The following is a 12,877-nucleotide window of genomic DNA, read 5'->3' on the forward strand; positions in this document are numbered from 1 at the left end:
TTGTACCGCGAGGCCACCCGGCTCAGACGGCCGCTAGTTTCGCCACCTGGTCATTAAAGACTTTCACTGCATCGTTTTCTCGATCTCGATCAGCATTAGATTTGACAAATACGCCACGGTACGTACCGAAAACCGTGGCGTTCCCGCTCATGTCTACCGCCCCCGCCCAGCTGGGTACTCCGGCGACATCGATCGGTGTTATGTGCCAGGTTACTAAGGGGACTGTCGGGCCGGACCCGCTGACCGTGCCACAGTTGTCCAACAGAGTCCGGATGTCGGGTGGATCCGAAGTCACGGTGAGGTGAACGTCCATTCCGCCCACCCCTACGACACCGGCATAGCCACTTTGCGGTGTGCTGTCACCCACGACTAGAGGTGAGCATTCGGACGGAGAAACTTCGACATCTACCGTATTCCCGCTGATAGAGCGAACGAATTTTGAACCCGGAATATTCGGAAATGAGGACTGGTCGACCAACATGGACTCGGTCAACTGTGTGATGTCGGGCTTTTGCGATGGCGGCGCTTCGATGCTCGGCCGGTGGCCGGGAAGCCCCTTGGCGGACGGGGCAACCGAGCAGGCGACCACGCCAGTAAGCAAACCGATGGTGGTCGCAGCGAACAGTTCTCGGATGGCCGAACGGCGGCCTTGCTGAGCGGGCATGCTTTCTCCCTTGAAGCTGGCTAACGCCGGCCGGCTCGCTCGAACGCAGCTGAAGCGTTTGGGTGGCTCTACGAGTCTACGGAAATTTGCCCAACCGCCGGCCCGGCAACGGGGTGGGCTGCTCGAACCCGTCGGCGCGCGTCGGCGCCGGTCACTAGCTCACTAAGTGCGCCGTCAGGGTTTCGAACCCCGGACCCGCTGATTAAGAGTCAGCTGCTCTACCAACTGAGCTAACGGCGCGACGCGGCCTTGACCGCGAGAGCGAGGATAACAGGCTTGGCACCGGCTGGCGAATTGGCAGCACAAGCGCCGCGTCGTGTCCGCTGTTGGCTGATTGGTCGCAGCACCCTTCGGCGACCTTTAGACTATTGCCAAAGTTTGGTCCGGGTGCGAGGTGGGGACGGTATGTGGCAGGTCGGATCGATGGCCCGCGTCTGTGGGCGTCGACCCTGGTGGGCGGCTGCGCTGATGGTCCCCACCGTGGTGTTTGGCCTGAGCGCCTGCGGCAGCAGTGACGCCCCGGAGCCCTCGCAGGCCATCACCGATAAGGGCACCCCGTACACCGATCTGCTGGTGCCGAAGCTGACCGCGTCGGTGACCGACGGCGCGGTCGGCGTCGCGGTGGACGCCCCGGTGACGGTGACCGCCGAGGACGGCGTGTTGGGCGCGGTCACCATGGTCAACGAGAACGGCAGAGCGGTCAGCGGGCAGCTCAGCCCGGACAGCCTGACCTGGCAGACCACCGAGCCGCTGGGCTTCAACCGGCGCTACACGCTCAACGCGAAAGCCCTGGGTCTGGGTGGGGTCACGACCAAGCAGATGAGCTTCCAAACCCATTCGCCCGAGAACCTGACCATGCCCTACGTGATGCCCCAGGACGGGGAGGTGGTCGGCGTCGGCCAACCGGTGGCGATCCGGTTCGACGAGAACATCGCCAACCGCCTGGCCGCGCAGAAGGCGATCAAAATCACGGCCAACCCGCCGGTGGAGGGCGCCTTCTACTGGCTGAACAACCGCGAAGTGCGGTGGCGTCCAGAGCATTTCTGGAAGCCCGGCACGACGATCGAGGTGGCGGTCAACACCTACGGCGTCGACCTCGGCAACGGGGTGTTCGGCCAGGACAACGTGACCACCCACTTTTCCATCGGCGACGAGGTCATCGCCACCGTCGACGACACCACCAAGATGATCACCGTGCGGATCAACGGCGAGGTCGCCAAGGTGATCCCGACCTCGATGGGCAAGGACAGCACCCCGACCAACAACGGCATCTACCTGGTAGGGGAACGGTTCAAACACATCATCATGGACTCCTCGACCTACGGGGTTCCGGTCAACTCGCCCAACGGGTATCGCACCGACGTCGACTGGGCGACGCAGATCTCCTACAGCGGGATCTTCGTGCACGCCGCGCCGTGGTCGGTGGGCGCCCAGGGCCACAGCAACACCAGCCACGGCTGCCTGAACGTCAGCAACAGCAACGCGGAATGGTTCTACGACCACACCAAACGCGGCGACGTCGTGGAGATCGTCAACACGGTGGGGCCGACGCTGCCGGGCACCGAGGGCCTCGGTGACTGGAATATCCCCTGGGCGCAGTGGAAGGCCGGCAACGCCAACGACTAACCGGGCACGTTGGCCGCGATCCGGTCGGCGATGTCGACGACGGCTTGGGTGCTGGCACCGGGGCGGCAGGCGGACACGTCGACGACGACGTTGCCGCGCAGGGTCATGGCCCGTGCACACGAAATGTCGCCGCCCACTTGGGCTGCCGACATGGTGTCCACATCCCCCTGGTGGTTGAGCCCGCCGAACGTCCAGGCGTGGGCGGGCCCCGCCTTGGTGACGGTGAATGCGCGGCTCGAGCAGGTTAGCCACTGGCCTTCCTGCTTGACGAACAGGTCACGGGCTCGGCTCAGCGACGGGAACGCGACAACGGCCTGCACCACCGTCGCGGCCCCGGAGGGCTGCTGGGTGAGCTGCTGGGCCCGCAGCGCGGTCCAGCCGCTGTGGTCGTAGGCGGCCGCCTCGGCCGGCCAAAACGCGCCGGCACAGCCTGGTTCGGAAATCCAGTCGCGGTCCTCGGCGATGACGTCGCTGACCGGGCCCGCCTGCAGCGGCACGGCCATGATGGCGCCGAGGTCGTCGGGGCTGAGCAACAGGCCAGGGAGCGCGGTCGCGGCCACCGCCGCGGCGGTGGTGCTCGTTGGCGCTGCGGTGCCGCTGATGGTGGTGTGCTGGTCGGGGGACCGGCCGCCGTGCGATTTCCAGGTGATCGCCGCGACGGCCCCGATCGCCAACACGCCCACCGCCGCCAGCGCCCCAACGATCTTGGCACGGTGGCGGCCACGGGGTGCGGGCGACCGGTCCGGGGCAGGTGCGGGGTGGCGATAGCCGGGCTGGTGCAGGGCCGCGGCGGCGGCCGCGGCGAATTCGGCGCCGGTGGCGAACCGGCGCGCCGGATCCTTGGCCATCGCGGTCGCGATCACGTCATCGAGCCCCGCCGGCAGCCAGGGCGCCACAGCGGTGACCCGGGGCGGCGGCTGCTGCAGGTGGGCCATCATCATCGCCGCCGCCCCGTGCGCGTCGGCGAACGGGGTCTTGCCGGTCAGCAACCGAAACAGGCTGCAGGCCAACGAATACAGATCCGCGCGCCCATCCGGCGGGTCGCCGGCGATGATCTCCGGCGCCGCGTACGACAGGGTGGCCATCACCGCGCCCGTCCCGGTCAAGCTGACGTCATCGAGCGCCCGGGCGATACCGAAATCGCCCAGCAGCACCCGTTCCTCGGCGCCGACCGGGCCCGACAGCAACAGGTTCGCGGGTTTGACGTCGCGGTGTATCACCTGGTGTCGATGGGCGTAGTCCAGCGCTTTGGCGACCTCGGCGGCGATGTGGATGGCCCGCTGCGGGGTCATCTGACCGCGGCGCAGCGCCTCGTCGGCGTCGGTGCCGTCGACGAACTGCATCGCCATCCACAGTTGCCCGTCGTCGGTTTCGCCGCGCCGATAGATGGACACGATGTTGGGGTGATCCAGCCGGGACGCCACCTCGGCCTCCCGGAGGAACCGCGACCGGAACTCGGGGTCGCGGGACAACTCCGCGCTGAGCACCTTCAACGCGTCCAGCCGCGGCAACTCCGGGTTGGCCACCACGTACACGGTGCCCATCCCGCCGGTACCGAGCACCCGCTGCACCCGATACCCGGCGACCACGGACCCCACGGCGAGCATGCGTCACCGGCCTCCCGCCGCGACGTTGTCCATCATCAGCCGCGCGATACCGGCGGCGCTGCCGTCAAACTCGCCGCGCTCTTCGAGCAGATAGGGATCCACGTCGACGTTGACCTCGACGATGCAGTTCACCCGGACCCCGAGGGCCCGGTGGCGAAGGATCGTCACCTGCTGGCCGAGATTGGTCGCGCGCACCGAGGCGGTGAGCAGCGCATCGGTGGTCTTGACGCCGCTGATCGCCCGGGTTTCCTGCGGCGCATCGCCGTTGCCGCCGAAGACGGTCACGGTGGTGCCGTCGCAGTGCGACCACTGCTGGGCAAACGTGGTGAACAACGCCTGGGCGTCGGCCGTGGTCGCCAGACCTACCGCGGCCGCGTCCACCCCAACTAGTTTCATCGAGACGGTCGGGGGCCCGAAGTGCACCGAGGCGAAGCTTTGCACCGGCGCGCCCCGGTAGCTGCCTTGCTGCGCCTGGGCCACCACCCCGGCGCACTCCCGCGGTGAGGTTTTGGGGTCGGACAACACCCCGACGGGCATCTCATCGATCCCACCGAATTTCGGCGGGAACAGGTGGCTGGCGGTCAGCGGGTGATCGAGTAGCTTCTCGAGCTGTTGCCGATCCGGAAGCACTTGTTTGATGGCTTCGCCGGTGACCGGTCGCGGTGCCAGATCGGGTGCCGGCCGTGGCGCGCCGTCGCGCACCACGGTGCAGCCGGTTGCGAGTGCCGCCGCCAGCAGCAGCGGCGTCAGCATTCGCCAGGACAGTCCCACGGGTTTCATCTTGCCCACAGGGTGAGCTGCCGCGGCGCGGCTAGTTCGGAATTGCGTGCTCTCATCGGTGCCAAGCGAAGCAGGTGGGCACCGCTGATGATGCCGACCCCGCGAACGCGGCGTAGGAAACCCTCAACCACAAGGCCGTTTCTGTATAGGGTTTCCGGACTATCCACAACTACCAGCCGTTATTGCACAACTATTCCGCTATCGGTACGATTGTGCACATGGACGAAGTCATGAGTGGTCCCGAGGTTGCCGAACACCTCGGCGTCAGTGAACGTCGCGTTCGCGCGATCATCGCTGATGGGCAGCTCCCAGCTCAACGACTGATGGGTCGGTGGGCGATCCCCGCGCAAGCGGTCGCCGCGTACAAGGCGAAGTCCGCTGGGCGCCCCATGTCCGAGCAGTCGGCGTGGTCGGTGATGAACCACCTGGCGAACGGCAACAAACTGCAATCGCGGATGGAGTTTCGCCTGCGGAAGATGAATCCCGACAGCGCTCCGCAACAGCTTCGCTCCTGGCTGGCCGCTCGCGGAAAGCCCATGCGCGCATGGGCGTTCAAGCCCGCTCTGGAGGAGTTGCAAGACGACCACCGCGTGGTGGTCAGCGGCGACAACGCTATCGCCGACCTGGAACCGATCGGTCGGCTCTGCGTCTACGCCAGCGCCGCCGACGTCGACGACCTGGCCGCTGACTACGAGCTGCGTAGAGTCGAGGACCGGCGCAAGCTTCCGAATGCGGTCGTATGGGTGGTGGAGAACCTGGGTGCGGTGCCGCGCAATCCCCACGACAAGCACAACGCCGCGGAAATAGTCGCTGCGATAGACCTTCTCGATGACGGTGACCCTCGTGCTGTCGGTGTTGCCAGCGACATCATTGGTCGGGCGCTGGAAGGTCAGCAGTGAGTGGTCAGAACAAACCGCTGACCCGAGCGGTATGAAACAAGACTGTATGCAAGTCCTTCGGTAGTTCCCGGGTCTCGCGTACAGTCTTTTTTAGGTCAAATCGGCGGTGAGTGAGTCGGTGTCCTTCGGGTTGGATAGTCCACGGAAATCGCCTAGCTCCAATCGCTCGTCACCGAAAACCGCTGTGATGGCAAGTGATCCACCAAGAGCCTCGATGTAGGCTTGGAGTGTGCCTATTTCGATGTGGTTGAGGTCGCCGCTCTCCAGCTTGGACACGCGGGCCTGCGACACGCCAAGCACCTCAGCCACGTCCACCTGACGGAAGAAGCCCAAGGTCTTGCGGACTTCAGACAACTTGTAAGCGTGGTCGATGACCTCGGCGCGACGACGAGCCTTGGCGATGCCAGCCTCAGTGATCCGGCCAGATTTGATGACTTCTGCCCGGACATCTTTCCAATTCCTAGCCATTTCTCTTACCCTCCTCACTTAGCCATCGCTGGTACCGTTCTTCTGCTTTCGGAATATTGTCGTCGTACCACGCATTCCACTTTCCAGCCTTCTCACCGCCGACCAAAAGAACAGCCTGGCGCCACGGGTCGAAGATGAACAGAATGCGGATGCTGGAGCCTGCTGGTCGCAACTCTTTCAAGTTGTGAAGCTTGGAATGATGCAGTTTGTCTACGGTTGGACGCCCGAGGAACGGCCCGTGCTCCTCTAGACGGTCGATGGCGGCTGCCACCACCTCGGCGTCGTCCGGGTCAAGGTTGCAGAACCACTCGTCCACCTCCTCGACGAGGACGACTGTCCAAGCCATGAGGTTAGTATAACCCCGGAGTTATGTGCAATGACGGATTGCTCACACTTCCTGCACCACGTGGGCATCGGCGGCGCTGATGCCCACGCTCGTTAGCCGCAGCACCTTGTTCCCGGAGTTTGGAGAAAGTATCGGAAGTGCAGCGGATGGCCCAGAAACCGCGTTTGCGAGACATTAACGCATTGCCGGCGAAACGAACACCGCCTCACCCGCATATTCGCAGGTGAGGCGGCATTTCTACTCGGGGTGGCTGACGGGACTCGAACCCGCGACACCCAGGATCACAACCTGGTGCTCTACCAGCTGAACTACAGCCACCATCGCCACCTAACCGGTCCGACGAGCGGAGCCGTAGCGGCGGCGACGTCGATACTAACCGCTGGGGCGCTCCGCGGCCGAATCGTTTCCCTGCGGCGCGTCCCCCGGCGGCCCCAACTCCGCGGCGACCGCGGCAATATCGCTGGTAGGAGGCCCGGGCGGCGGGACGAAGGCGGTGCTGCGATAAAACTTCAGTTCCCGGATCGACTCGTGGATGTCGGCCAGGGCGCGGTGCGCCAGCCCCTTGGCGGGCTGGCCGAAGTAGATCCGCGGATACCAGCGCCGGCACAGCTCCTTGATCGAGCTGACGTCGACCATCCGGTAGTGCAGGTAGGCGTCCAGCAGGGGCATGTCGCGGGCCAAAAAGCCCCGGTCGGTGGCGATCGAATTGCCGGCCAGCGGCACCGTCTTAGCCTGCTTGACGTGTTCGCGGATGTAGTCGAGCACGATCGTCTCGGCGGTCGCCACATCGACCGTGGACGCCCGCACCTCGTCGATCAGGCCCGACCGGGTGTGCATCTGGGTGACGACGTCGATCATCGACGACAGGGCGGCGTCCTCGGCGTGGATCACCACGTCGACACCCTCACCGAGAATGTTGAGGTCACCGTCGGTGACCAGGGCCGCAATCTCGATCAGCTTGTCCGAGCCCAGGTCGAGCCCGGTCATCTCGCAGTCGATCCACACCAGTTCGTCTCGCGCAGCGCTCACAATGAGCCCACGTTAAAGCGTGTCGAATAACTCGCTGGAGTTGGGTCGGCACCGCCGTTCTCGGGCGTCGTCGGTTCAGACCGCTGGAGCGGTGTGAACGTCGGTTCCCACGTCATTCGGGTCGGTTTCGCCAGGACACGAAGGATCCTGGTCAGAGCCGTCTCGTCGGTGGGCGTTGGTGGCCCGGCCTCCTGCTTGGGGGTCCGGGGATCGGTGGGCGGCGTGATGGGTTTCGCCCCAGCGGGCCAGATTCACCGCGGCGTTGAGGTCCCGGTCGGCTGAGTATCCGCATTCGCACCTGAATACCCGGTCCGCCAGGGTTAGATCGCGGTCGATAGCCCCGCACGCCGCACAGCGCTTGCTGGACGGGTACCAGCGGTCAGCGACCAAGACCTGGCCGCCGCGCCATGCCTGCTTGTAGTGCAGCAGGCGGCCAAATTCAGCCCAGCCGGCATCGGAGATGCCGCGCGCCAGGTGGTGGTTGCTCAGCATCCCTGACACATTCAGGTCTTCGATGACGAGCCGGTCGTGGGTCTTGACCAGCTGGTTGGAGACTTGATGGGCGAAATGGCGACGCATGTTGGCGACGTGATTGTGGTGCCGGGCCAGCTTGGCTGCGGCACTTCGTCGGGTGTGTGATCCCTCCTTCTTGCGGGACAACGACCTGGCCAGTCGGCGCTGCTTGCGCATTCTGACGGCGAGTGCTTTGGGAGCTCCGGTGATGCGGGCGACTTCGTGGCCGGCCGCGTCGGCGGCGACCGCAAAGGCCGATAGGCCGCGGTCGACGCCAACCCAACCGCTGGCGTCGCCTGGATCACGAGCCGAGTGCTGAGCGGCGGGGTGTAGGTCGGCGGCCTGCACGTTCAGCGACACCCACCAGCGTCCGGCGTGGTGGGAGATGGTGGCGAACAAAACGGCGGCCCGGTCTTTGGCAAGCATCCGGCGCAGCCGGCGGGTGTCATCAAACACCCCGACATGTCCGATGCCAGGCAGCGTGACCGAACGGGGCCGACGGCCATCGCCGATGCGGATCGCTGCCCGGCCGTCCTTGCGGTGCTTATTACGCAGACGAAACGACGGGCGGGTGTTGGCCTTCTTCTTGAACTTCGGGAAGCCGACACGTTTGCCCCTACGCTTCCCGCAACGCGAGGCAGACCACGCTTTGAGTCCATTGCCCAGGTCGACGGCGGCTTCCTCGAACACCTGCTGACACACCTCGGTACGCCACGACAGACCTGTCACGATCGTCTGTGCCGTGCCAACGGCATCTACGGCGAATACTCTGCCGGCGTCTTCGGTCTTCTTCCACCCGTTGAACGCATTGATCAGATCAAAACCAGTCCACGGGACCTCAATGGCAGGGTTGGACTTGCGCGCGGTGAGCCCGACCTTGACCATACGCAGACACTGGTTGAACGCGAACCGAGACGCCCCGGCATGCCGAGCCAGCGCATGCTGCTGCTCGACCGTGGGGTCGAGGCAGAACTTAAACGTAGTGTGGCGACTCATCGCTACGCAGCATCCCACCACCCACTGACACCCCCGTGGTATGGCAGAACGTCTCCGACCACGGCATCAATATCGACGGTGATGTGATCGCGCCCGCCGCGGCGAGGCTGGCCGCTGGGGCACCTTCCGCAGCAAAGGTCAGCCCGTGCCAAGTAGTCTCATGTCGTATGAGCCCAGAATCCACCGGGACCCCCGCACAGCAGATCGCCAGCGGCTACGCCGTCGGCGGCCAGGCCCTGGAGCTGGGCACCGTCGTCGTCGACGGCGCCGTCGACCCGAGCGCGCAGATCCGCATTCCGCTGGCGACCATCAACCGGCACGGCCTGGTGGCCGGCGCCACCGGCACCGGGAAAACCAAGACGCTGCAGACGGTCGCCGAGCAGCTCTCGGCGGCCGGCGTGCCGGTGCTGATGGCCGACGTCAAGGGCGACCTGTCCGGCCTCGCCCGCGCCGGCGAAGCCAACGACAAGACCGCCGAACGCGCCAAGGACACCGGCGACGACTGGACACCGACCGCGTTCCCGGTCGAGTTCCTGTCCCTGGGCACCGGCGGAATCGGGGTGCCGGTGCGGGCCACCATCTCCAGCTTCGGGCCGGTCCTGCTGTCAAAGGTGCTGGGGCTCAACGCTACCCAGGAGTCGACGCTGGGACTGATTTTCCACTGGGCCGACCAGCAGGCGCTGCCGCTGCTGGACCTGAAGGACCTGCGCTCGGTGATCAGCCGGCTCACCAGCGACGAGGGCAAGGCCGAACTCAAGTCGATCGGCGGGGTGTCGGCGGCGACGGCCGGCGTCATCTTGCGCGCCCTGGTGAATTTGGAAGCCGAGGGCGGCGACACCTTCTTCGGCGAGCCCGAACTGGACCCCAAGGATCTGCTGAACGTCGATTCGCAAGGCCGCGGGGTCATTTCGCTGCTGGAGCTGGGCGATCAAGCGGCCCGCCCGGTGCTGTTCTCCACCTTCTTGATGTGGGTGCTGGCCGACCTGTTCACCCTGCTGCCCGAGGTCGGCGACGTGGACAAGCCCAAGCTGGTGTTCTTCTTCGACGAAGCCCACCTGCTGTTCACCGACGCCTCCAAGGCGTTCCTGGACCAGGTCGAACAGACCGTCAAGCTGATCCGCTCCAAGGGCGTCGGCGTGTTCTTTTGCACCCAGTTGCCCACCGACGTGCCCAACGCGGTGCTGTCCCAGCTGGGCGCCCGGATCCAGCACGCGTTGCGCGCGTTTACCCCCGACGACCAAAAAGCGCTCACCAAAACGGTGCGCACCTACCCGAAAACCCAGGTCTACGACCTGGAGTCGGCGCTGACCTCGCTGGGCATCGGGGAAGCCATCGTCACCGTGCTCTCCGAGAAGGGGGCCCCGACGCCGGTGGCGTGGACCCGGCTGCGGGCGCCGCGGTCGCTGATGGGCGCGATCGGCGCCGACGCGATTAGCGCCGCCGCGAAGGCCAGCCCGCTGCAGGCCCGCTACGGCGAGACCATTGACCGGGAGTCGGCCTACGAAATCTTGGCCGCCAAGTACGCGCCGGCCGACGCGGAATCGGAGCCGGGTGAGGGAAAAGAGACGCCCCCGGAGCCGGAGCAGAAGCTGAGCTGGTGGCGGCGGTTCGGGCGCTGGTTCAAGGGCCTGTTCGCCAGCCCGGCCGCGAAGAGTTTCGCGCGCTCGGCCGGCACCGCGATGGGCCGCGAAATCACCCGCGGCATGATGGGCACCGGGCGGCGGCGCCGGTAAACGGTTACCCGCCGCCCAGCTTCTTGTAGATGAGGCCGGTGATCGGCGTGACGATGGCGCGCGGCGCGTACTGGCTGGCCACCGACATCGCTTTGGAGGTCACCCCCGGCACCACCCGCATCTTGTTGCGCGCCAACGCATCCAACGACATCCGCGCGGTGTGCTCGGTGGAGATCCACAGGAAATCCGGGATCAGCTTGTCCACCAGCGACGCCTCGGCCGGATCGGGCGCCTCGCCACGCACCGGGCCCGGCGCCAGCAGGGTGACGTGCACGCCAGCGCCGCGTAGCTCGCCGCGCAGCGACTCGCTGAAGGTGTTGGCGAACGCCTTGGTGGCGGCATAGGTGGCGTTGTTGGGGATCGGTGAATTCCCCGCGGCCGAACCGGAAATCAGGATGCCGCCGGCCTTGCGCTCGATCATGCCCGGCAGCACCGCCAACGTGAGGTCGTGCACGGCCACGGCGTTGAGCTGCACCTGGGCCTGCTCGCCGGCCGGGTCCAGGCCCGACACCGGGCCGAACGTGGCGGTGCCCGCGTTGGCGCACAGGATCGAGATATTGCGGCCAGCCAACTCCTCGCACAGCTTGGCCCGCGCCGGCGGGTCGGCGAGATCGACCGGCCGCACTTCGACGGCCACGCCGTACTTCTCGGTCAGCCGGGCGGCCACCTCGTTGAGCACGTCTTCGCGGCGGGCGGTGATGATCAGGTGGTGGCCGCGGGCGGCCAGCTCGGTGGCCAGGGCCTCACCGATGTTTTGGGAGGCGCCGGTGACGACGGCACGAGCATCGGGGCTGGGGGCGGGGACCGGCATGCGCCAATCGTAGAGTGCCAAGCATGGGTGACCCGGGATCGGGTTCGCGCACATCCGAGCGATCCCGGGTGCCGGCGTGGGCCGTACGTGCATGGGGTTTGCGGCGATCCCCGGTAGTGGCGTGGGTGCTGTGGGACTGCGGCTCCAGCGGCCTGGGCGCGGTCGTGGTGACCTTCGTGTTCTCGGTGTACCTGACCAGCAGCGTGGGCGAGGACATGCCCGGCGGCGCCTCGCCGGCCAGCTGGCTGGGCCGATCCCTCGCGGTGGCCGGGTTGACCGTCGCGGTGCTGGCGCCGGTGATCGGGGTGTGGGTGGCGGCCCCGCGCCGGCGGCGGCTGGCGCTGGCCACCTTCACCGGACTCGCGGTGGCGCTGACCTGCGCGATGATCCTGATCCGGGACCAGCCGGGCTACCTGTGGCCGGGGCTGGCGTTGCTGGCGGCGACCGCGGCCTGCGGCGATTTGGCCACCGTCCCCTACAACGCGATGCTGCGGCAGCTGTCCACCCCGGCCACCTCCGGTCGGATCTCCGGGCTGGGCTATGCGGCCGGCTACACCGGGGACGTGGCGCTGCTGCTGGTGGTCTACCTGGGGTTCATGGTCGGCGACGGCGACACCCGGGGCTGGCTGGGGTTGCCGGTCGACGACGGCGTCAACGTGCGGGCCGCGATGCTGCTGACCGCGGCGTGGATGGCGCTGTTCGCGCTGCCGCTGCTGCGCACCGCGCACCGGCTGCCCGCCCCGGCCGAACCGCCGCGCCCGGTGGCCGGCCTGCTGGACGGCTACCGCCAGCTGTGGTCGGACATCACCGCGGAGTGGCGCCGCGACCGCAACCTGGCCTACTACCTGCTGGCCAGCGCCGTCTTCCGGGACGGCCTGACAGGGGTGTTCACCTTCGGCGCGGTGCTCGGGGTCAGCGTCTACCAGGTGTCGAAGGCCGACGTGCTGATCTTCGGGATGGCGGCCTGCGTGGTGGCCGCGCTCGGGGCGGTGGTGGGCGGATTCCTCGACGGCCGCCTCGGATCCAAGGCGGTGATCGTCGGATCGCTGGCCGCCATCATCGGGGCGGGTCTGGCCCTGATGGCGTTGTCGGGTCCGCTGGCCTTCTGGGTCTGCGGGCTGGCGCTGTCGCTGTTCATCGGCCCGGCGCAGTCCTCGGCGCGGACCCTGCTGCTGCAGATGGTGTCCGACGGCAAGGAGGGGGTGGCCTTCGGCCTGTACACGATGACCGGCCGCGCCGTGTCGTTCCTGGCGCCGTGGCTGTTCTCGGTGTTCGTCGATGCATTTCACGCCGACCGCGCCGGCATGGGCGGGCTGTGCACGGTGCTGGTCCTGGGGCTGGCGGCGATGCTGGCGGTGCGCGTTCCGCCGCATCGTCACCCGCGCCGCAGCCGGTAGCGTTTAGC

At 66.8% G+C, this 12,877-nt stretch carries 12 protein-coding genes and 2 tRNA genes; 4 read left to right on the plus strand and 10 right to left on the minus strand.

Translation table 11 applies throughout. The features are described from left to right. Positions 1–22: 22 nt before the first annotated feature. Positions 23–664 carry a hypothetical protein gene (locus ACAG26_RS11350; protein WP_370482239.1) on the minus strand — a complete coding sequence of 214 codons (642 nt, stop codon included), beginning with the start codon at positions 662–664 and terminating at the stop codon, positions 23–25. Between the two features lie 167 nt (positions 665–831). Continuing rightward, a tRNA-Lys gene (locus ACAG26_RS11355) sits at positions 832–904 on the minus strand. Between the two features lie 165 nt (positions 905–1,069). Between ACAG26_RS11355 and ACAG26_RS11360 the strand changes: the two genes are divergently transcribed. Beyond that, positions 1,070–2,290, plus strand: a complete 1,221-nt coding sequence (locus tag ACAG26_RS11360) for an Ig-like domain-containing protein (RefSeq protein WP_370482241.1) — start codon at positions 1,070–1,072, stop codon at positions 2,288–2,290. Here ACAG26_RS11360 and ACAG26_RS11365 read toward each other — a convergent pair. Then, the gene (locus ACAG26_RS11365) at positions 2,287–3,897 is read right to left on the minus strand and encodes a serine/threonine-protein kinase PknH/PknJ (RefSeq protein WP_370482243.1); all 1,611 of its coding nucleotides are present in this window, start codon (positions 3,895–3,897) and stop codon (positions 2,287–2,289) included. The genes ACAG26_RS11360 and ACAG26_RS11365 overlap by 4 nt on opposite strands. A gap of 3 nt (positions 3,898–3,900) precedes the next feature. Next, positions 3,901–4,677: a sensor domain-containing protein gene (locus tag ACAG26_RS11370; RefSeq protein ID WP_370482244.1), complete on the minus strand. Its 777-nt coding sequence runs from the start codon at positions 4,675–4,677 to the stop codon at positions 3,901–3,903. A gap of 218 nt (positions 4,678–4,895) precedes the next feature. On the opposite strand from ACAG26_RS11370, the gene ACAG26_RS11375 reads away from it, so the two are divergent. Next, a complete protein-coding gene (locus ACAG26_RS11375; protein ID WP_370482246.1) occupies positions 4,896–5,576 on the plus strand; it encodes a helix-turn-helix domain-containing protein in 681 nt (226 codons plus the stop codon). A 90-nt stretch (positions 5,577–5,666) separates the two neighbouring features. Here ACAG26_RS11375 and ACAG26_RS11380 read toward each other — a convergent pair whose 3' ends face one another. The 5 genes from ACAG26_RS11380 to ACAG26_RS11400 all read right to left on the minus strand — a co-directional run bounded on the left by ACAG26_RS11380 (position 5,667) and on the right by ACAG26_RS11400 (position 8,928). Further along, positions 5,667–6,044, minus strand: coding sequence for a helix-turn-helix domain-containing protein (locus tag ACAG26_RS11380; RefSeq protein ID WP_370482247.1), 378 nt, complete (start codon positions 6,042–6,044; stop codon positions 5,667–5,669). Further along, complete coding sequence (locus tag ACAG26_RS11385; protein ID WP_370482248.1) at positions 6,037–6,390, minus strand: type II toxin-antitoxin system RelE/ParE family toxin; 354 nt, start codon at positions 6,388–6,390, stop codon at positions 6,037–6,039. The genes ACAG26_RS11380 and ACAG26_RS11385 overlap by 8 nt, the downstream gene beginning before the upstream one ends. A 245-nt stretch (positions 6,391–6,635) precedes the next feature. Further along, positions 6,636–6,708: transfer RNA gene (locus tag ACAG26_RS11390), tRNA-His, on the minus strand. A 54-nt stretch (positions 6,709–6,762) separates the two neighbouring features. Then, complete coding sequence (orn, locus tag ACAG26_RS11395; protein WP_370482250.1) at positions 6,763–7,419, minus strand: oligoribonuclease; 657 nt, start codon at positions 7,417–7,419, stop codon at positions 6,763–6,765. 75 nt (positions 7,420–7,494) lie between these two features. Beyond that, positions 7,495–8,928, minus strand: coding sequence for an RNA-guided endonuclease InsQ/TnpB family protein (locus tag ACAG26_RS11400; protein WP_370482251.1), 1,434 nt, complete (start codon positions 8,926–8,928; stop codon positions 7,495–7,497). Positions 8,929–9,095: 167 nt separating this feature from the next. Here ACAG26_RS11400 and ACAG26_RS11405 point away from each other — a divergent pair, with 167 nt between their 5' ends. Beyond that, positions 9,096–10,661, plus strand: a complete 1,566-nt coding sequence (locus tag ACAG26_RS11405) for a helicase HerA-like domain-containing protein (RefSeq protein WP_370482253.1) — start codon at positions 9,096–9,098, stop codon at positions 10,659–10,661. 4 nt (positions 10,662–10,665) lie between these two features. On the opposite strand, the gene cmrA is transcribed toward ACAG26_RS11405, so the two are convergent. After that, positions 10,666–11,472: a mycolate reductase CmrA gene (cmrA, locus tag ACAG26_RS11410; protein WP_370482254.1), complete on the minus strand. Its 807-nt coding sequence runs from the start codon at positions 11,470–11,472 to the stop codon at positions 10,666–10,668. A gap of 14 nt (positions 11,473–11,486) precedes the next feature. Here cmrA and ACAG26_RS11415 point away from each other — a divergent pair, with 14 nt between their 5' ends. Next, a complete protein-coding gene (locus ACAG26_RS11415; protein ID WP_370482256.1) occupies positions 11,487–12,869 on the plus strand; it encodes an MFS transporter in 1,383 nt (460 codons plus the stop codon). The last annotated feature ends 8 nt before the right edge of the window (positions 12,870–12,877 follow it).

It is taken from the genome of Mycobacterium sp. pUA109 (assembly GCF_041287095.1).
Taxonomy (GTDB): domain Bacteria; phylum Actinomycetota; class Actinomycetes; order Mycobacteriales; family Mycobacteriaceae; genus Mycobacterium.